Origin of the sequence: Micromonospora sp. DT227 (assembly GCF_049841835.1) — a bacterium.
In the GTDB taxonomy this organism is placed as follows: Bacteria; Actinomycetota; Actinomycetes; order Mycobacteriales; family Micromonosporaceae; genus Micromonospora.
This window is the reverse complement of record NZ_JBNCLA010000008.1, coordinates 55,405-74,393: the sequence shown is the minus strand read 5'-3', so window position 1 is coordinate 74,393 and position 18,989 is coordinate 55,405. Positions and strand designations below refer to the sequence as shown.

The following is an 18,989-nucleotide window of genomic DNA, read 5'->3' as shown; positions in this document are numbered from 1 at the left end:
CGACGCGGCGCGGACCACAAGACCTCATGGCCGATCCGTTATCCGTCCCGGCCGGAGCCGACTGGCATAGCCTGGGTCCATGCGCCGCCTGCGGCAGCTCGCCGAGCGCACGCCGCCGGGGCGGGAGCGCTACGTCGACCTGCTCCGGGCGCTGGCCATCACGATGGTCGTGCTCGGCCACTGGGGCGTGACCGCGATCGGGTACGACCACGGCCGCCCGGCCGGCCACTCGGCGCTCGCCGACCTGCCCTGGGCCTGGCCGCTGACCTGGCTGGCCCAGGTGATGCCGGTGTTCTTCCTGGTCGGCGGCTACGCCAACGCCGCCTCGCTGGCCGCCCGCCGGGGCCGGGGCGGGACCGCGACCGGCTGGCTGGTGGACCGCAGCGCCCGGCTGGTCCGGCCGACCACCACGCTGCTGCTGGTGCTGGCCACCGGCGCGGCGGTCGCCTCGGCGCGCGGCGCCGACCCGGCGCAGGTCCGGACCGTGGTCTGGTTCGCCACCATCCCGCTCTGGTTCCTGGTCGCCTACTTCGTGGTGGTGGCGCTGACCCCGCCGATGACCGCGTTGCACCGCCGGTTCGGGCTGGCCGTGCCGGTGGTGCTTGTCGCGCTCGTCGCGCTCGGCGACCTCGGTCGGCTCCTCGGCCCGGCGGTCCTGGCCGACGGCAACTACCTGTTCGCCTGGCTGGCCGTGCACCAACTCGGTTTCGCCTGGTTCGACGCGAGCCGGTCGGCGGCCCACCCCGCCGACCCCCACCCGGGTGTCGCCGCCGAACGGGCCGGTCCGCGCCGTCGCCGGCTGCCACTGGGCCGCCGGGCCGGCGGCACGCTGCTGGCGGTCGGGTTGACCGCGCTGGTGCTGCTGACAGTCGTCGGGCCGTACCCGGTGGCGATGCTGCACGTGCCCGGCGAACGGCTGGACAACGCCGCGCCGCCGAGTCTGGCGCTGCTCGCCGCCGCCACCGCCCAGCTCGGGCTGATCCTGTTGCTGCGCCGCCCGGCCGGCCGTTGGCTGCGGCGGCCCGGCCCGTGGCAGGCGGTGATCGCGGTCAACGCGGTGGTGCTCACCGTCTTCCTGTGGCACCTGACCGCCGCGATCCTGCTGATCGGCCTGCTGGACGCGCTCGGCGTGCTGCCCACTCCCCCGGTCGGCTCGGCGGCCTGGTGGGGCTGGCGGGTGCCGTGGCTGCTCGCCCTGACCGTGGTGCTGGCCGCGCTGGTCGCCGTCTTCGGCCCGGTCGAGGCCCGTACCCGCCGCCCACCCCCGACCGGGCCGGCCGGCGACGGCGGCCGGCGACGGCGCACCACGCTCGCCGTCCTCGGGTACGCCGGGCTGGTCGCCGGACTGCTGCTGAACAGCCTCGCGCCGAAGGCCGCGCCGGAGCCGCTCGGCCTGCCCGTCCCGGCGGTGGTCGCGTACCTGGCCGGGGCGGGTCTGCTGCGGCTGCTCAGGTCTGGGTGGGGAAGCCGAGGTTGACCCCGCCGTGGCGCGGGTCGAGCCAGCGGCTGGTGACCACCTTGCCCCGGGTGAAGAACGCCACCCCGTCGGCGCCGTGCGCGTGCAGGTCGCCGAAGAGCGACGCCTTCCAGCCGCCGAAGGAGTAGTACGCCATCGGCACCGGGATCGGCACGTTGATGCCGACCATGCCGGCCTCCACCTCGTGCTGGTAGCGCCGGGCCGCGCCGCCGTCGTTGGTGAAGATCGCGGTGCCGTTGCCGTACGGGCTGGCGTTGACCAGTTCCACCGCCTCGTCGTACGAGTCGACCCGCAGCACGCTCAGCACCGGGCCGAAGATCTCGTCGGTGTAGATCGACATCTCCGGCGTGACATGGTCGAACAGCGTCGGGCCGAGCCAGAAGCCGCCGGGGTCGCCGTCCGGGGTGACGTCCCGCCCGTCCACCACCGGCACCGCGCCGGCCGCGATCCCGGACTCCACGTAGCTGCGGACCCGCTCCGCGTGCGCGGCGGTGACAAGCGGCCCCATGTCGCAGCCGCGTCGGCCGTCCCCGGTGCGCAGCCGGCCCATCCGCGCGGCGATGCGGGCCACCAGCGCGTCGGCCACCGGCTCCACCGCGACCAGCGCGGAGATCGCCATGCACCGCTCCCCCGCCGAGCCGAACCCGGCGTTGACCGCGGCGTCGGCGGCCAGGTCCAGGTCGGCGTCGGGGAGCACCACCATGTGGTTCTTCGCCCCGCCCAGCGCCTGCACCCGCTTGCCGGCCAGCGCGCCGCGCTGGTGCACGTACCGGGCCACGGGGGTGGAGCCGACGAACGACACGGCCCGGACGCCGGGGTGGTCGAGCAGCGCGTCGACCGCCTCCTTGTCGCCGTTGACCACGTTGAACACCCCGTCGGGCAGGCCCGCCTCGGTGAACCACTCGGCCAGCAGCAGCGCCGCGCTCGGGTCCTTCTCGCTGGGCTTGAGCACCACCGCGTTGCCGCAGGCGATCGCCACCGGCACGAACCAGAGCGGCACCATCACCGGGAAGTTGAACGGGGAGATCACCGCGACCACGCCCAGCGGCTGCCGCAGGCTGTACGAGTCGACCTCGGTGGAGACGTTCTCGCTGAACCCGCCGCGCAGCGCCGGGGCGATGCCGCAGGCGTACTCGATCACCTCCAGGCCGCGCTGCACCTCGCCGGCGGCGTCCGCGAGCACCTTGCCGTGCTCGGCGGTGATCGCCTCGGCGAGCCGGTCCCGGCGGGCGTGCACCAGCTCCCGGACGGCGAACAGCACCGCCGTGCGCCGGGCCAGGGAGGCGTCCCGCCAGCCGCGGGCCGCGCGCTCGGCGGCCTGCACCGCGCCGGCCACGTCGGCGGTCCCGGCGAGCGCCACCCGAGCGGTACGCCGGCCGGTGGCCGGGTCGAAGACGTCCCCGCGCCGCTCGGAGTCCCCGGTGGTCCGCTTGCCGTCGACGTAGTGCCCGAGGACGGTCATGCCGCCTCCTCGACGGACGAGCGGATGGCGTCGACCAGGACGGCCAGGCCCTCGCGGGCCTCGTCCTCGGTCAGCGTCAGCGGCGGACCCATCCGCACCACGTTGCCGTAGAGGCCGCCCTTGCCGACCAGCAGACCGCCGGCCCGGCACGCCTCGAAGACCCGGGTGGTCAGCTCCGGGTCCGGCTCGACGGTGCCGGGGCGGACGAACTCGACGGCCAGCATGAGGCCCTTGCCGCGGACCTCGGCGACCCGGTCCAGGCCGTCGGTGGCGGCCCGCAGGCCGTCGGCGAGGATCGCGCCGACCCGGGCGGCGTTGGCCTGGAGGTCGTGGTCGAGCAGGTAGTCGAGCACCGCGTTGCCGGCGGCGGTGGAGACCGGGTTGCCGCCGAACGTGGAGAAGCTGATCGCCGGCACCGTCTCCAGCACCTCGGCCCGACCCACCACGCCGGCCAGCGCGAAGCCGTTGCCGATGCCCTTGGCGAAGGTGAGCAGGTCCGGCGTGACGCCGTGCGCCTGGTAGCCCCAGAAGTGCTCGCCGGTGCGCCCCCAGCCGGTCTGCACCTCGTCGCTGACCAGCAGGATGCCGTGCTCGTCGAGCACCTTCTTCCAGGCCGCGAACAGCCCGTCCGGGGCGTAGGTGAAGCCGCCGACGCCCTGGATCGGCTCGGCGATCAGGCAGGCCACGTCGCCGGCGGTCTGGGTGGCGAGCACCTCGCGCAGGTCCTCGACCGCGGCGTCCACCCGGTCGGCGGCGTCGAGCCGGGCCAGCAGGCCGCGCAGCCGCTCGCCGGAGTGCAGCCAGGCCACCTGCAACGGGTTGAGCGCGCTGGCCGTCCAGCCGCGGTTGCCGGTGATGCCCATGGTCGCGTACGACCGGCCGTGATAGCTGTTGCGCACCGCGAGGATCTGGTGCGAGCGGCGGTGGTTGGTGGCGACCAGCAGCGCCGCCTCGTTCGCCTCGGTGCCGGAGTTGGTGAAGAAGACGCGGGCGTCCGGGATGCCGGAGAGCCGGGCGATCTTCTCGGCCAGGTCGACCTGCTGCCGGATCAGGTAGAGCGTGGAGCTGTGCACCAGGCCGGTGCGCAGTTGCCGCTCCACCGCCTCGCGGATCTCCGGGATGTCGTAGCCGATCATGTTGGTCAGCACGCCGCCGAAGAAGTCCAGGTAGCTGCGGCCGGCCGAGTCGGTCACCCGGCGGCCGGAGCCGGCGACCAGTTCGAGTGGTTCGGCGTAGTAGAGCGGCATCCAGGACGGGAGCACGGCCCGGTGCCGGGCCAGCAGGTCGTCGGTCATCGGGCGCACCCTTCAGCGGCGGTCTGGTTCCCGCACGCTGCCACCGCGCCGGGGCCGGGACAACTGTCACTGTGTCGCGCGGCGACCCCGCCCACCTGACACCACGTACCCGATCGGGTCGGCGCACGGCGGGGGGCCGGTGCACGGCGAACCGCCGCGCACCGGCCCGTGGGCCGGGCGGTCAGTTGACGAAGACCGCCGGGCTGCCGGTCTTGCTGGTGTCGCGCACCGGCGAGTACGTCGCGGTGAAGTACGCGGTGCTGAAGCAGAGCGACGTGCCGGAGAACTTGGTCAGGGTCTGGTTGGTGAACGCGATCGAGTTGGTGGCGTTGGCCGCCACGCCGGTCAGCTTGTTGGTGCTGGTCCGGTAGACGCAGGTGATCGGGCCGAGCAGCGAGTTCAGCACCACGGTGCTCTGGATCGGCGCGGTCGTGGTGCCGGAGATGGTGACCACGCCGCCGCTGGTGACCGACGTGGTGTACGGCAGGTTGTTGACGGTCACGCTCTGCACGCCGGTGGTGCCGATGATGTTGCTGGTGCAGCTCGTGAACGACTGCGCGGTGAGGCTCTCGGTGGCGGTGCCGGGAGCGGTCGGGTTGCTCAGCACCTTGGCGCTGAACGTGGACGCGGCGCACTTGACGCCGGTGGTGCCGCTGGCCGAGGAGTAGAAGGTCGCGCTGGTGCCGGTCTTCAGGCTGGCCTGGATGACGTCGTTGACCGACACGGCGGTGCCGGCCGCGGTGGGGTAGGTCAGCACGGCGCTGGCCAGCGAGGTGGAGGGGGCGGCGGTGGCGGGGGTGGCGCCGACCAGACCGGTCAGCAGCGCCAGGGCGGCGAGGCCCGCGCCGATGCGTCCGTACCTGGGCATGGTGGTTCCTTCCGGCGGTGGGACGGGGGTGGTGGTGGAGCCGGACGGCGATAATGACGGCCGTTCGGGCCCTTCCGTGGTGATCACCAATGGTGACGGGTTGTGAACTGAGCGTGTCGAAAGTTATAAACCTCAGAGGGTCGTAAAGTCAACGCATCAAGGAAGGCCGATATCTTGACCATGCAGAGCCCGCCCCCGCCGGCACCGCTGCCGGGCGCCCGGCACGGCCGCGATCCGGACCGCGCCATTAAGCGCGGGCCCCGGCGGGTACCGGCCGAGGAGGTGGCCGCGACCCAGCGCGACCGCCTCTTCGACGGGCTGGTCCGCGAGGTCGCCACCCGGGGGTACGACAACGCCCGGGTCACCGACATCTGCCATGCCGCAGGCGTCACCCGGCCGGCCTTCTACGCCCTGTTCAGCGGCAAGCAGGACGCGTTCCTCGCCACCTACCGGCACGGCATCGCGGTGGTCTCGCAGCTCATGGAGACCGCCTACGCCGACGCCGGGCCGGCCTGGCCGGACGCCGCCCGGGCCGCGCTGCGCACCCTGCTCGACGTGCTGGCCAGCGTGCCCGCCTTCGCGCGGATGGCGCTGGTCGAGGTGGACGCCGCCGGCCCGGACGCCCGCCGGGAACGCGACGCGCTGCTGCACAGCTTCCGCCGGTTCTTCGCCGACGCCGGGCCGGGGCCGGCGGTCGCCGGGGTGGACCGGGACGTGCTGGTGTCCACCGTGGTCGGCGGCATCCACGCCACCATCCGCGCCCGGGTGGCGCAGGGGCGGGCCGAGGAGCTGCCGCTGCTGCTGCCGGTGCTCACGTACGCGGCCACCGCGCCGTTCCTCGGCCCCGAGGGCGCGCGCCGCGCCACCCGGCGCGCCGGCCCGGACGACGGCCCGAGCACGACCGCGCCGTGCGCGGCCGACTGACGATCCGGTGAGAAACCGCTGCGGTTTTTCACTTTGGCCGCATTTGGCACATGCCGGCGAACTCTCTGTTGACCGCCACTTTACCCAGCGGTAACTTCGGCCTGCGCCCCTGGCGCGAAATCCTGCGAAGCCAATTCACATCGTCGCACATGAATTGATCTCGAAAGGAAGCCGCCATGTCGGAGCAGACCGCACCGATCGAGCCCGGCCAGCCGAGCAGCGGCGTACGCTGGCGCCGCTTCGCCGTCACGCTCGGCGCCGTCGCGGCCGGCGCCGCCGGCATGGTCGTGCTGACCGCGCAGGGCGTGCTCGGCGCGCAGTTCGCCATCTCCGGCATGCCGTTCACCGTCACCGCCGACAAACTCGAAGGCACCGGCTTCGAGCAGTTCGCCACGCTCGACCAGATGATCCCGGACAGCCCCAACCAGGGCGACACCGGCGGCCAGGTGGTGGTGATCGTGTCGGCCATCGACAAGGCCGAACTGACCAACCTCTGCCAGAGCATCAGCCTGGGCGGAATCAACCTGCGGATCACCGCGGGCGGCTCCGGCAAGCCGGTCAGCGCCCGCACGCTCGTCGTCGACGGCGACGAGGTCGCCGGCAACGCCTCGTTCCGCAACATCAACGTCGGGCAGGACGCCAGCACCGTCGACCAGGTCCCCGGCGTGAAGGGCAACCCCGGCGTCTTCGCCCAGCAGGCCGACTCGGTGACCATCACCAACCTGCGGCAGAACAACTACGCCACCACCGCCGCGGTCTTCACGCTGCCCAACCTGCACATGGGCTTCAGCTCCGACGGGTGCTGACGATGTCCGTCGGACAGCACGCGGCGCCGGCCACCCGCCCCGGCGGGCGCTGGCGCCGCTGGCGGCGGGCCCGCCCGTTCACCGCCGGCCTGCTCATCGCGCTCGGCGGCATCGAGATGCTGGTGACGCTGCGCGCGCCGCTCGGGGTGCTGCTGCACGTCGGGCCGCAGGGACTGGCCGCCTACCTGGTCCCGGCGATCCTCGTGCTCTGCGGGGCGCTGCTGATCGCCACCCCGCAGCAACGCGTCTTCTACGCGCTGCTGTCGCTGCTGCTCGGGCTGGTCTCCTGGCTCACCTCGAACCTCGGCGGGTTCGTCATCGGCATGCTGCTGGCGCTGGTCGGCGGCGCGCTCGCGTTCGCCTGGACGCCGGACAAACAGCGGGCCGGGAGCGCCCCGCCGGTCGCCGCGCCGCCACCACCCGCGCCGCGGGAGCCGGCGGACGACCCGACGGAGGTCATCCCGCTGGACCGGGGCTGACCGCGCCGCCTCGCCCGACCCGACCGGGACGGGCCGGGCGAGGCGGCACCGGGCACGCTCAGGCGACCGCCTGGTACAACACCCGCATGGACCGGATGGCGGACCGGACCTCCTGAAGGATCGCGGAGGTCGCCGGCGGCGGCACCCAGGGATCGTCGCCGCTGTCGAAGCCCACCGTCTCCACCGCGCAGCCGTACCGCAGGCCCAGCAGCCGGACCGCGTCACAGTGCTGGAACGGCACGAAGATGTCGGTCGTGACCACCAGCAGCCGCGCGCCGACCGACGCCGGCCGCACCAACTCCGCCCAGCCGACCAAGGTGTCCGCCGTGTTGGCCCGCTCCCCCGGCCGGGTCGACGGTGCGGCCAACACGTGCACCGGCGGGTCCACGTCCCGGTGGGACCGGACCCACCAGGGCTGGCCGGCCCCGGTCGTGCCGGAGCGCCGCTCGGTGGCGGGCGCCGCGCCGAAAGCGTGCCGCAGCGCCTCGTCGACCGCGTCGCCCTCGGTCGCGACAGCGCCCAGCCCGAGCCCGGCGGCGACCACGTTCTGCTCCGGAATCGGCCGCAGGCTGCCCAGCCCCGCGACCGAACCGGCGCGGACCCCCCGACGCAGGATCGTGGCGGCCAGATGTGCGCGGGCCATCATGGTGCGGACGCCACCACCGAGCACCAGGACGTGGTCGAACGACCGGTGCCGCGGCGTCACCCGGCCGGCCAGACCCAACGACCTCGCCGCCGACCGGATGCGCGCGTCGGTGTCGGCGGCGAAGCTCTCCCCCACCACCTGGTGCCGCTCCAGCCGCCCCTTGCGGTGGTCCCACCGGGCAGAGAACTCCTCCAGCGCGTCCAGCCGGTCGCCGAGCGGACCGACCGGCCGCGGTCCACCACCGAACTCGGCCAGCAGCGCGGCCATGGCCGGTGAGTCCACCCAGGAGGCGATCCCCTCGGCGATCCCGGCCCGGTCCGGTGGACCGGAGCCGACGCCGGCCCCGTCCACCCGGCCCGCCGGCGGCCCGGTGGTGGGCAACGGCACCGCGCCGAAGACCGTCGCCGTCACGCGGCCAGACTCCCGGCCAGCGCCCGGTGCAACCGCTGCATCGACAGGATCCCGGACCGGATCTCCTGGAGGTAGCGGTCGGGGTTGGTGGCGTCCGGCGCGAGCGGCACGGTGGCCCGCGCCGGATCGAACCCGACCGTGTCGATCCCGCAGCCGTAGCGCGCCGCCAGCATGCGGATCGCGTCGCTGTGCTGGAACGGCACGTAGATCGGCGAGGTGACGACGAGGATCCGGTCCGACGGGCGGAGGCGGGAGCGCCGGGCCCAGAAGTCGTACGTGTCGGGGGTGTTGGCGCGACGCAGCTCGGGCTCGCTGGACGGCGCGGCGAGCACCTGCACCGGCGGACCGCCGGCGGGGCGGTAGGTGCGCACCCGCCAGGACCGGTGCGTCACGGCCCCCTCGGAGGACTCGTCGCGCGCCGGCTCGGTGAGCCCGAACGCGTGGCGCGCGCCGACGTCCATCGCGTCCATCTCGAACCGACCGTCGGCCAGGCCGGGCAGCGTGGTCTCCGGCTCGGTGAGCGGTCGGAAGCTGCCCAGCGCCGCCACCTCGCCGACGGAGACGACACCGTCGCGGACCAGCCGGGCAGCGTACTCGGTGCGTTGCAGGCAGGCCCGCCCGAGACCACCCAGGACGAGCAGGTGGTCGTACGCCGCGCGGGGCGGGTCGACCGGCTCGACGAGACGCAGGGCGGTCGCCGCGGCGAGCACGAGCGCCGCCCGGGCCGGCTCGAACGTCGGCGCGGTCACCTGGTCGCGCTCGACGTTGCCCCGCTTGCGGAAGTCCCAGTGCCGGTCGGAGAACGCGTCCAGCCACTCCAGCAGCTCGCCCACGTCGGCCGACGGCAGGGCGTCGCCGTACTCCTCGACCAGCGCCCGCATCGGCGGCGACGAGATCCAGGCGAGAATCTGCTCGGTCGTCGCCTGCTGACGGAAATTCGGCTCGCAAGTCGGAAGGGCGACAGCGTCGAAACTGACCATGTTTCTCCTTCGCGGAACTCGTCGCAGACGGGCCGAGAAGTCGCGACCGCGCCTCGCACTCTAGACGACAACGACGTCCGTCGGTCGCTGGCGCTCCCGGCGTCGGACCGTGCATCGTGGCCGGTCAACACGGATCCGACCGCACGTCGCCCGGCCGGCCCCACCGCATTCGCGACACCTGCGGAATCGATCGGGAGGACCCGCACGGCGGGCCGGTCGGCACGTGTCGTGGCGTGCCCGCTCGGTCGACCGGTAACGGCGGCTCACCCGTTCATAGGATCGACAGGCGTGCGGCCCCGGGCCGAATCTCGACCGATGCCGAACGCTTCCTTCTCCACCCCGGAACGGATCGCGGAGGAACTCGCGAGGTTGAACTACCTGGCCGATCCCGGACTCGCCGCGGCGATCTTCCTCGCGATGAAACTCAAGCTGCCGCTGTTCCTCGAAGGCGACCCGGGCGTGGGAAAGACGGTGCTGGCCAGGAAGATCGCCGAGCTGCTCGGCGTCACCCCGATCCGGTTGCAGTGCCACAGCGGCATCGACCGGTCCCAGGCGCTCTACGAGTGGGACTTCACCCGCCAACTGCTGCATCTGCGCGGCACGCCGGACGGCGAGTCGATCTACCGCAAGGAGTTCCTGATCCCCCGGCCCATTCTGCGGGCCGTGCAGCAACGTCCGTCGGTGTTGCTCATCGACGAGATCGACCGGGCCGACGACGAGTTCGAGGCCTTCCTGCTGGAGGTCCTCGAAGGCGAGACGCTCACCATTCCCGACTACCAGACCATCACGATCGACGAGCCGCCGTTCGTGGTCCTCACCTCCAACGGCACCCGGGAGGTGCACGGCGCCCTCAAACGGCGGTGCGTCTACCACTGGGTCGACCATCCGGCCGAAGCGGACGAGGCGGAGATCATCCGGCGCAACGTGCCGGAGGTGGCGGACACGCCGTTGGCCACGCAGATCGCGGCCGCCATGGCCAAGCTGCGGCACCTGTCGTTGGTGCGGCCGCCCGGGGTCGCCGAGTCGATCGCCTTCGCCCGGGCCGCCGCGGCGCTCGGCCGGCGCACCGTCGCCGAGGCCGCCGACGACGCGCTCGGGGTGCTGGTGAAGCAGCGCGAGGACCAGGAGACCGTCCGCGACGTCCTGCGCGCGGAGGCCCCGTGACGTCGGACGACGACCCGGTCCGTGACCTGGTCGGGTTCGCCGGTCGGCTCCGCGCCGACGGGCTCCGCGTCGAGGTGGCGCGGGTGACCACCGCGATGCGCGCGCTCGGCGCGTACGAGCGGCTCGACCGGGACGCCGTCTACTGGGCGACCCGGTTGACGTTGTGCTCGCGCCGCGAGGACCTGCCTGTCTTCGACGCCGCGTTCGCCGCCTGGTTCGGGCCGGCCGCGTCCACCGGGCCGGGTGACTCCGCGCTGCCCGGCCCCGCGCGGGTCCGCCCGGCGACGGTCGAGGAGCCGGGTCGGGACGACACCGCCGACCCGGGACCGGCCCGTTCCCGGGCCGGCTCCGGCGAGCGGCTGGCGACCGCCCCACCGTGGACGTTGAGCGCCGCCGACCGCGCCGAACTGGCGTCCTTCGTCGCGGCGTTCACCACGGCGGTTCCGCTGCGCCGCACGATGCGCCGTGCCTCCGGCGGGCGGCGGCACGTCGACGTGTCCCGCACCGCGCAGACGATGATGCGCACCGCGGGTGAGCCGACCCGGCTGTGGTACCGCCGTCGTCTCCACGCGCGACGTCGCCTGGTCCTGCTGCTCGACCTCAGCTACTCGATGCGGGCGTACCGCGCTCTGCTGCTGCGGTTCGGGTACGCGGCGGTCGCCGCCGCACCGCTGACGACCGAGGTGTTCACCATCGGCACCCGGCTCGACCGGATCACCCGGGAGCTGCGGTCCCGCGATCCGCAGGCGGCGATGCGCGCGCTGGCCGCCCGCCGCACGGACTGGGACGCCGGCACCCGGCTCGGGAGCGCCGTCACCGTCTTCGGCCGGGTGTGGGGCGGCCACCGAGTCGTGCGCTCGGCGCACCTGGTGATCGTCTCCGACGGGTGGGAGCTGGCCGATCCGACGCCCCTGGTGGCCCAGGTCAGCCGACTGTCCCGGCTGGCCCACGCGGTGATCTGGGGACACCCGAAGGCCGGCGATCCCGGGTTCATCCCGTACGCGCCGGCGCTGGTGGGCAGCCTGCCGTACGTCCACCTGGTCGCCACGCCCGACGCGGCGGCCCTGCGTGCCCTCGCCGGCATGCTGGCCTGTCCGAGCTGCGGGCCGCGCTGCCGACGTCACCGCGACCACCTGAAGTGGAGTGTCCCGACGTGACCCAGGCCCTCGCCGACGCGGTACGCCGCGCCCTGGCCCGCGACACCATGCTGCGGCTCGCCCACGACGCCGAGCAGGCGTTGGTCATCGTGCGCAAGGACGACCACAAGGCCCGGGTGTTCGACAACGAGGAGGCGTTGCTCCGGGTCGCGGTCGAGCGGTACCTGGTGGAGGCGACCACCCGCCGCGAATGGACGGGACAGGTCGACCACGACTGGTCCTTCCGCAGCGACGGCAACGCGAACGCGGCCACCATCCTGCGGTTCTGCGCCTACCTGGGTCATCCGCTGGCCGCGACGCCCGCCGTCGAGGAGCTGTACGGGACGGCGCTCGCCGAGATCCGTCCGGCCGACGGGCCGGTGCGCGACAGGTGGACCGAGGTCACCGTGACCTACCGGCTGATCCGCAGCCTCCGGGCGTCGGGGCGACCCGCGGACGCGCTGGCCCTGGCGGCGGCCCTGGACCGCGAGTTCTTCTTCGCCAGCGGCGCGGAGCCGTGCGCCGGCGACGTCGACTTCGAGACCGGCGCCTGCCTGCTGGAGCTGGGCCAGGCCGCCGAGGTGCACAGCGCGCTCGGCGAGCTGGCCCAGACCTACTGGGAGTCGACCGAGGCCAGCTCCTACTCGACCCGGCACCGCTACGGCTTCATCCTGGCGCTGGCCGACCAGGCCACCGGCGACACCGACGAAGCCGTCGCCCGGATGACCGCGGCGCTGGCGCATCTGGAGGAGTTCCGGATCGCCGACCCCCAGCACGACGTCTACGAGTTGTCGCTGGCGCTCACGCTCGCCGAGCTGCTCGCGCTGACCGGGCACGGGAACGATCGCGCGGTCGGGCTCGCGGGGCGGGCGCTGACGGTCGCCGAGGGAATCCGGAGCCGATGGGGGGTGATCTCCCGGGCCCGTACCCCGTTGTCGACGGCGTTCCGCCGGGTCTACGGCGACATCGCGCTGCTGGCCGCGGCCCTGCCCGGTCCGGCCGCCGCCGAGCTGGGACTGCGCATGTGCCTGGCGGCCAAGCAGACCGGGCTGGCCGCGCAGATGCGGGCCGAGGTGTCGTTGCTGCCCAACCAGCTTCAGGGCCTGATCGACGACGTGCTCAAGGCCGAACGGGACGACCCCCTCGACCACCGGGCGGACGCGCGTGCGGTGCAGGCTCAGCGGGAGGAGCAGAACCGGGAGATCGACACCCTGCACCGGCGGATCGAGAAGCGGGTGAACCCGATCTTCGCGGAGATGACGCTGCCCACCCCGACGGACCTGACCACCCTGCGCCGCGCGTTGGACGACAGGTACGCGCTCGACTTCGCCGCCCTGCCGGACAGCCTCGCCACGGGGACGAACTGGTTCCGCGCGCTGATCACCCCGGGCGACGGTGTCTTCTTCGAACGGTTCACCCCCGGTGCGCAGCTCGCCGCCTACGTCGCCGGTCGACGGGCCCGGGACCCGCAGGCGCCGATCGACCTCGACCTGGGTGACCCGGACTGGCACCGGCTGGCCCTCGACCTGCTCCCCGCCGAGCTGCGCGGCCGGCTCGACGCGGTGACCGGGGACCCGCTGGAACTGGTGATCTCGGCGCACCAGGAGCTGTGCCTGGTGCCCTGGGCGGCGCTGGTGCTCGACAGCGGGGGCACCCGACTGGTGCGCCGGGCCGTGCTCACCCACACCCCGGTGCTGACCTGCCTGTCCGGCTCGCCGCCCCCGGTGGTCACCGGCCCGGCGCTGGTCCGGCTGGTGCCGCTGGCCCACGACGGCCCGTCGGACAACCTGGAACGCAGAGCCTGGAACCTGAACCGGGGGGACGTCCCGCTGAGCCGCTGCCCGTTCGACGAACAGGAACCCACGGCCCACGCGTCCCCGCGGATCAGCGTGGCCCTCCGGCGGGGAACGGAGTGCGGACTGCTCCACGTCAAGGCGCACGGCACCGGCCACGGCCTCGGGCAGCACCTGATCCTGCCGGAGGAGACCGACACCGGGACGCAGTTGTCCGCCGCGTACGCGTTGGCCCTGCGCTGGCCGGCGTCGACGCTGATGGTGTCCTGTCAGGTCGGCGCGGTGACCAACGTGGCGGACATCGAGCCGGTCGGCCTCGTGGTGGCGGTGCTGGCCGGTGGTGGGCGGTCCGTCGCCGCCGCGATCGAGGAGGTGGCGAAACTCCCGGCCAGCCGGATGGCCGCCCATCTCGTGGGGCTCATCCGGCGGTCCGGGATCCGCCTCGACCACGCGCTCCGGCTCGCCCAACTGCACTACCTGCGGTTGGGCGAGCCGGTGGCGAACTGGGCGCTGTTCAACGCCTACGTCAGATAGGGCGGGTCCGGTTCACCGGCCGGCCCAGCACGGCCGACACCCGCCCGGCCCGGCCCGGCTCGTTGGCGTACTTGTCGAGGATGAACCAGCGTGCGCGCCACGCGCGGTAGCCGGGCCGGCCGCCGAACGCGACGCGGCACTCCTCGACGCCGTCGAAGAAGTTGGGCATGACCGAGCCGCCGAACCCGCGCAGGTGGCTGCGCTGCGTCTCGCGGCCCTTCGCGTCGGTGACCGGCTCCGTCAGCCAGGCGGACATGGCTTCCACGGCGTCGTCGTCGAGCACCTCGTGCGCCAGGCACGGCGCGAAGGACAGCGTGCTGGGCAGCCGGTGGCCCGGCATCAGCAGGCCGGCGGCCAACCGGATCTGCACCACGGCGAGCCGGAGGCCGTGCCGCAACTCCTGCGGCTCGCCCCCGCTGGTCAGGATCGGCCTCTCGATCTTGGAATAGGCGTGGTCGAAGCGGGCCGCCAGGGCCTTCCGACTGTCGTCCCAGGACTCGTCGTCGCCGAGCGGGAAATAGCCGAGCCGCTGCATCTCCGGATACAACCCCAGCATCAGCAGGATGGCCCGGGCGGTCATGATGCCCGGGTTGACGAAGCTGGTGGGCAGCGCCAGCCGCTCCTTCGTCGGCCTGTCGACGAAGCCGTGCTCCGCGACGCGCTCGGCCGCCGTGAGCGCCTCCTCGCCCCGGGTCGCGCCCTCCGCCAGGTCACTGAAGATCATCTGTACGCGTTCCTCGCGGCGCTGCCGGTCCGCGTCGTCGCCCTCGGCCGCGAACTCCTCCGCCCACCTGTCGATCACCCGCTCGGCGATCCGGCACGCGGTCCCGGTCTCCGCCAGCACCAACTGGAGCAGCATCTCGTCGTAGTGCAGCTCGAACCCGGCGAACGGGGAGGGGACGTTCTTCGGATCCCGGTGGTAGGAGAGACAACTGGCGTGCCGGTTGCGGGCCTTCTGGTGAAAGGCCTGCGCGCGGTCGTAGGACGCCTGTGTGTCCTCCTTCGACTCGGCGAGCGCCAGCGACCGCAACGCGCCCAACGACCGCGGGGCGTACTCCGGCCACGGCAGGTCGAGGGCGGCGTTCGCGATCCGCAGGATCCACTCGTGGTTCCGGTCCCGGTCGCCGTCGCTCCCCCGCCGGTTCGGGATCCGCTCCAGGGCCGACCAGGTCGCCTCGTACATCAGCCAGCCCATCAGCGGCAACAGTTCGGCGACGTCGTCGGGCGGCACCTGGGTACGCGGGTCACGGTCGTACGCCACCACGTCGGCCTCGACGGCGGCCACCAGGTCGTCGTCGCAGGTGATCTCGCCCCGGCGCAGGGCAAGGCAGAGTTCCTCGAGGCGCTCGGCGTTCATCACGGTCACGGATCCTCCTGCGGTCGTCGCACACGGTCGGGATGGGTCATCGCAGTTCACGTCGGGACCTGATCGCCCGGCGGACCAGCCAGCCGGCGAGCGCCACCGCCGCGGCGGCGACCGACCAGCCGCGGGTGAGCGGTGCGGCGGGCGGATGCGCGGTCTGCCACCGGACCAGCCAGGTCACCACGAACCAGGTCACCGAGGCGGCGAAGCCGGCGGCGGCCAGGCCGACCCAGCGCCGGCGGGTCGACCGGAGCGCCGCGGCGAGCAGCAGGAGCAGCCCACCGGCGGCCACCGAGACGATGAACGGCGCCCGCAGCGACGCGTACATCGGCCAGTCGTAGCTGAGCGACTGGGACGCGGCCAGCAGCAGGCCGACGGCGGCGAGGACCGACGTGTGCAGCGCGGTCAGGAACTCGTTGCGTTCGGCGAGGGCACGCAACCGCCGTTCCAGGTCGGCGGCGCCGATCTGGGCCATCGGCTCCGCGTAGGCCACCGTGTTGCGCGCCGTGTCCGCCGCGTCGTCGATCTCGGTCAGCAGCCAGGCCACGTACGCCAGGTCCGCGGCCACCGGCCCGGCCAGGCCCTCGATCCAGGCGAGGCGGTCCGGCACCGCGAGCGTGTCCGCCCAGTCGCGCAGCCAGATCCGGGCGTTGTGCTCCTCGGCCGTGACCGTCCGGGACATGATGCGCAGGTCGGCCTCGTCGGCGGCGCCCAACGCCGTCTCCCGCCGGAGTTTCCGGAGCCGCTCCTCCCGGGCCTCGGTCGGTTCGGGGTCGGCCCGCTCACTGGCCTCGACGCGGGACGCGAGATCGTACAACCGGGCCTGTCGGTCCGGCGAGCGGCGCTCCGCGAACCGGCGGGCCTCGTGGCGGACCTTGGCCATCTCCCAGAGGTAGCCGGGCAGCGGCCGGAGCCGCGCGTCGCCGTCCGGCCACACCCAGGAGTCGCTCAACGACTCGCCGGCGGTCGGCGCCAGCAGCACGAGGACGCGTTCCAGGCGGGCCGGGTCGGGCGACGGAACCTCCCACAGCCAGGTGCCCGGCACCGGCTCGGTCGGTTCCGCCCCACGGAGGTCCGCGCCGGCCGGCAGCGCGGCCTCCGCCGCGGCGGCGAGCCGGTCGGCGTCACCGTCGCCGTCGTACAGCGCGTAGAACAGCCGCACCCGACCGGTGCAGTCCTCGTCGGCCGTCGCGCCCACCGCCGTCCGCCACGTCCGGTCGAGGTCGCGCCAGTCCGCGGTGCCGTCGACCGGCGCCAGACAGACCAGGAACGCGTCGAGGCGGGCCGTGGTGTACCGCAGCGCCTGCCGGGTGCCGTCGCCCGGGGCGGTGAGGAACTGCCGGGCCCGCAGGCCGTCGCCGCGCACGAGCGGCACCCGGTCGGGCTCCCGCATGCCGAGGCTGCGGCAGGCGGCGGTGATCCGGGTCGCGATGCCGGTGTCCCGGAGGCCGTCGAAATAGGTGTACGCGTTGAGCGCGTACGCGTGCAGTCTCATCGGCCCCGGCCGTCCGGTTCCGACCCGTCTCCCTTCTCCTGGCGCAGCCGGTCGGTCAGCCGATCGGCCTGCCCCCGCAGCGGCACCGACTGCCGAACGTCCCTGGTGAGGTCCGCCTTGGCGCCCAACAGATTCTCGAGCGCCTCGATCCGTTGCCGGCACCGATTGACGGCGACCAGGTCGCGCCGATCCAGTGCCTCATTCATCAGCACCAGACAACTGCGGAACTGTTCCCATTTCTCCGGCGGGAGCGTCGCCTCACGGATGTCGGCCAACGCGTCGATGGCGTATTGCAGGATGTCGTCGGGGTCGGGCGCACCGGTCTCGTTCATCGACAGTCACCATAGGCGAGGACACCTGTGGGGAAGTCGCCCGTCGGAGGCGTACCGACACCGGAACGGTCGCCCGACGCTCATCCGATCCGGTCGCGAATTGCCGGACGTTCAGCCCTTCGACCAGTTCGACCGCAATCACCGCAGCCACTTCGCATCGACGCCGGCACATTGTCGGTTAACCGACACGCCGAGAAAGACCGTTCAGAAGGAACAGTTGACCAGATCGCATTCGGGACCCAGCCGGATACCGAAACGCGCCTCGACGCCCGCGCGGATGTGCGCCGCGAACTTCATCACCTCGGCCGTGGTGGCGCCACCCCGGTTGGTCACCGCGAGCGCGTGCCGGCTGGACAGCGCCACCGTGCCGTTGCCCCAGTCGTGACCGTAGCCCCGGGGGAAGCCGGCCCGCTCGATCAACCAGGCGGCCGGCAGCTTGGTGCCCTTGACGTCCGGATAGCGGGGGCACTCCCGGGCCTGCTCCGGCACCTCGGCGAGGACCGGGTTGATGAAGAACGACCCGACGCTCCAGGTGTCGTGGTCCGCCGGGTCGAGAACCATGGCGCGGCTGCGCCGCAGCGCGAGCACGGCCTCGCGGACGTCCGCCGGCGCGGCGGTGCCGCCGACGTCGATGCCCAGCCGCTTCGCCAGTTCCACGTACTCGATCGGCCGCGACTGGTCACTGCGGCGCAGCCGGTACGTCACCTCCACCACGACCCACCTGTCGCTGTGCTTGAAGACGGACTGCCGGTGGCTGCCGAAGCCGCAGCGCTCCGGCGTCCACCGCTCCAGAGCGCCGGTCTGCCGGTCGTAGACGGAGAGCGAGTCGAGCACGTCCGAGGTCACCGTGCCGAACGCGCCGACGTTCTGCACCGGCGTGCCGCCCACCAGCCCGGGGATGCCGGACAACGCCTCCAGGCCGGCGAGCCCCGCGTCGACGGTGGCCGCCACCAGATGGTCCCACTCGACGCCGGCGGCGGCGGTGACCAGCTCCCCGTCGATACGGAACTCCGAGGTCGCCAACCTGACGACCGTTCCGTCCCAGCCGACGTCGCCCACCACCAGGTTCGAACCGCCGCCCATGACCAGCAGCGGGTCCCCGGCGGCGGTGGTCCGGCGCAGCAGGTCGAGCAGATCGGGGGTGGTCTCCGGCACGTACATGCGACCGATCGGACCACCGACCCGCATCGTGGTCAGGTCAGCAAACGTGGTTGTCACCGTGCCAGCCTACTGACCGGCTCACCGCCGCCCGCGGCTTCCTCGGCGCGACCCGTCGGTCAGGCGCCGGCGGCCGACCGGAGCCGCCGGGCCGCGATCCGCACCGCGCGCTCGCCGATCGCGTGCCGGTCGGCGGCCGGGGTCCGGCGCAGGACGAGGCCCGCCAGGATGTTCACCGGCCAGGCGGCGAGATCCTCCGGCGGCCGGCCGTTGACCTCGAGGAACAGCTCCACGTCGTGCTCGTTCGAGGTCTGCGCCAGGTAGTCCTGCACCACGGCGAGGAGGGCGTCGGCGAGGGCCTGGGCCGGGGCGCGGCCGTCACTGACGTCGACACCGGGACCGGCCGCCGTGAGGATCCGGTCCTGCAACGTCTTGGCGTCCATGGCCGCCGTCCGGTACAGGTCCTCGGAGGACATCGGACCGCCCGTCTCCTCGATCACGGCTGGCACCTTCCGTCGAACCGGCCGCCCGTCCGTGGAACCGGTGCGGTGACGCCTGGCGATGCGTCCTCGGCGTGGGCGAGAACGGCAGTATTGAACCGTCGCCCGCCCGGCGGGACAAGACCACCGTCGGGATTCCGTCACCGTGCGGCCCCCCGGGGCCCGG

General features: G+C 73.4%; 17 protein-coding genes. 7 read left to right on the top strand and 10 right to left on the bottom strand.

Features of this window, described 5'->3' with window-relative positions; translation table 11 throughout:
* The first annotated feature begins 79 nt into the window (after window positions 1–79).
* Complete coding sequence (locus ACLQ2W_RS25015) at window positions 80–1,477, top strand: acyltransferase family protein (RefSeq protein WP_425789144.1); 1,398 nt, start codon at window positions 80–82, stop codon at window positions 1,475–1,477.
* Here the strand turns inward: ACLQ2W_RS25015 and ACLQ2W_RS25010 are convergent.
* The 3 genes from ACLQ2W_RS25010 to ACLQ2W_RS25000 form a co-directional block, all read right to left on the bottom strand.
* Window positions 1,449–2,939 (bottom strand): CoA-acylating methylmalonate-semialdehyde dehydrogenase, encoded by a 1,491-nt coding sequence (locus tag ACLQ2W_RS25010; RefSeq protein WP_425789142.1) that lies wholly within the window; start codon window positions 2,937–2,939, stop codon window positions 1,449–1,451. The two genes, ACLQ2W_RS25015 and ACLQ2W_RS25010, sit on opposite strands and share 29 nt — an antisense overlap.
* Window positions 2,936–4,234 (bottom strand): aspartate aminotransferase family protein, encoded by a 1,299-nt coding sequence (locus tag ACLQ2W_RS25005; RefSeq protein WP_425789140.1) that lies wholly within the window; start codon window positions 4,232–4,234, stop codon window positions 2,936–2,938. The genes ACLQ2W_RS25010 and ACLQ2W_RS25005 overlap by 4 nt, the downstream gene beginning before the upstream one ends.
* A 181-nt stretch (window positions 4,235–4,415) precedes the next feature.
* On the bottom strand, window positions 4,416–5,102 hold the full coding sequence (locus ACLQ2W_RS25000) for a Tat pathway signal sequence domain protein (protein ID WP_425789138.1): 687 nt from the start codon (window positions 5,100–5,102) through the stop codon (window positions 4,416–4,418).
* 180 nt (window positions 5,103–5,282) lie between these two features.
* Here ACLQ2W_RS25000 and ACLQ2W_RS24995 point away from each other — a divergent pair, with 180 nt between their 5' ends.
* The 3 genes from ACLQ2W_RS24995 to ACLQ2W_RS24985 all read left to right on the top strand — a co-directional run bounded on the left by ACLQ2W_RS24995 (window position 5,283) and on the right by ACLQ2W_RS24985 (window position 7,311).
* Complete coding sequence (locus tag ACLQ2W_RS24995) at window positions 5,283–6,026, top strand: TetR/AcrR family transcriptional regulator (protein WP_396771888.1); 744 nt, start codon at window positions 5,283–5,285, stop codon at window positions 6,024–6,026.
* 176 nt (window positions 6,027–6,202) lie between these two features.
* Window positions 6,203–6,832: a DUF6230 family protein gene (locus tag ACLQ2W_RS24990; RefSeq protein WP_107156882.1), complete on the top strand. Its 630-nt coding sequence runs from the start codon at window positions 6,203–6,205 to the stop codon at window positions 6,830–6,832.
* Window positions 6,833–6,834: 2 nt separating this feature from the next.
* The gene (locus ACLQ2W_RS24985) at window positions 6,835–7,311 is read left to right on the top strand and encodes a DUF6114 domain-containing protein (protein ID WP_425789136.1); all 477 of its coding nucleotides are present in this window, start codon (window positions 6,835–6,837) and stop codon (window positions 7,309–7,311) included.
* 58 nt (window positions 7,312–7,369) lie between these two features.
* On the opposite strand, the gene ACLQ2W_RS24980 is transcribed toward ACLQ2W_RS24985, so the two are convergent.
* Both ACLQ2W_RS24980 and ACLQ2W_RS24975 read right to left on the bottom strand, forming a co-directional pair.
* On the bottom strand, window positions 7,370–8,368 hold the full coding sequence (locus ACLQ2W_RS24980; RefSeq protein WP_425789134.1) for a hypothetical protein: 999 nt from the start codon (window positions 8,366–8,368) through the stop codon (window positions 7,370–7,372).
* Window positions 8,365–9,348 carry a hypothetical protein gene (locus ACLQ2W_RS24975; RefSeq protein ID WP_425789132.1) on the bottom strand — a complete coding sequence of 328 codons (984 nt, stop codon included), beginning with the start codon at window positions 9,346–9,348 and terminating at the stop codon, window positions 8,365–8,367. Before ACLQ2W_RS24975 ends, ACLQ2W_RS24980 begins: the two co-directional genes overlap by 4 nt.
* Before the next feature lie 315 nt (window positions 9,349–9,663).
* Here ACLQ2W_RS24975 and ACLQ2W_RS24970 point away from each other — a divergent pair, with 315 nt between their 5' ends.
* Genes ACLQ2W_RS24970 through ACLQ2W_RS24960 form a run of 3 tightly spaced genes read left to right on the top strand, consistent with a single transcriptional unit; the run spans window position 9,664 to window position 13,975 of the window.
* Window positions 9,664–10,512, top strand: a complete 849-nt coding sequence (locus tag ACLQ2W_RS24970) for an AAA family ATPase (RefSeq protein ID WP_425789130.1) — start codon at window positions 9,664–9,666, stop codon at window positions 10,510–10,512.
* Window positions 10,509–11,669 carry a VWA domain-containing protein gene (locus tag ACLQ2W_RS24965; protein ID WP_425789128.1) on the top strand — a complete coding sequence of 387 codons (1,161 nt, stop codon included), beginning with the start codon at window positions 10,509–10,511 and terminating at the stop codon, window positions 11,667–11,669. The genes ACLQ2W_RS24970 and ACLQ2W_RS24965 overlap by 4 nt, the downstream gene beginning before the upstream one ends.
* Complete coding sequence (locus ACLQ2W_RS24960) at window positions 11,666–13,975, top strand: CHAT domain-containing protein (protein ID WP_425789126.1); 2,310 nt, start codon at window positions 11,666–11,668, stop codon at window positions 13,973–13,975. The genes ACLQ2W_RS24965 and ACLQ2W_RS24960 overlap by 4 nt, the downstream gene beginning before the upstream one ends.
* On the opposite strand, the gene ACLQ2W_RS24955 is transcribed toward ACLQ2W_RS24960, so the two are convergent.
* The 5 genes from ACLQ2W_RS24955 to ACLQ2W_RS24935 form a co-directional block, all read right to left on the bottom strand.
* Window positions 13,968–15,341, bottom strand: a complete 1,374-nt coding sequence (locus tag ACLQ2W_RS24955) for a hypothetical protein (protein WP_425789124.1) — start codon at window positions 15,339–15,341, stop codon at window positions 13,968–13,970. The two genes, ACLQ2W_RS24960 and ACLQ2W_RS24955, sit on opposite strands and share 8 nt — an antisense overlap.
* Window positions 15,342–15,378: 37 nt before the next feature.
* Complete coding sequence (locus tag ACLQ2W_RS24950; RefSeq protein WP_425789122.1) at window positions 15,379–16,833, bottom strand: CATRA conflict system CASPASE/TPR repeat-associated protein; 1,455 nt, start codon at window positions 16,831–16,833, stop codon at window positions 15,379–15,381.
* Window positions 16,830–17,165 (bottom strand): CATRA system-associated protein, encoded by a 336-nt coding sequence (locus tag ACLQ2W_RS24945; RefSeq protein ID WP_425789120.1) that lies wholly within the window; start codon window positions 17,163–17,165, stop codon window positions 16,830–16,832. Before ACLQ2W_RS24945 ends, ACLQ2W_RS24950 begins: the two co-directional genes overlap by 4 nt.
* Before the next feature lie 204 nt (window positions 17,166–17,369).
* Window positions 17,370–18,383 (bottom strand): UDP-N-acetylmuramate dehydrogenase, encoded by a 1,014-nt coding sequence (locus ACLQ2W_RS24940; protein WP_425789118.1) that lies wholly within the window; start codon window positions 18,381–18,383, stop codon window positions 17,370–17,372.
* Window positions 18,384–18,442: 59 nt separating this feature from the next.
* Window positions 18,443–18,823 carry a hypothetical protein gene (locus tag ACLQ2W_RS24935; RefSeq protein WP_425789116.1) on the bottom strand — a complete coding sequence of 127 codons (381 nt, stop codon included), beginning with the start codon at window positions 18,821–18,823 and terminating at the stop codon, window positions 18,443–18,445.
* Window positions 18,824–18,989: the final 166 nt, after the last annotated feature.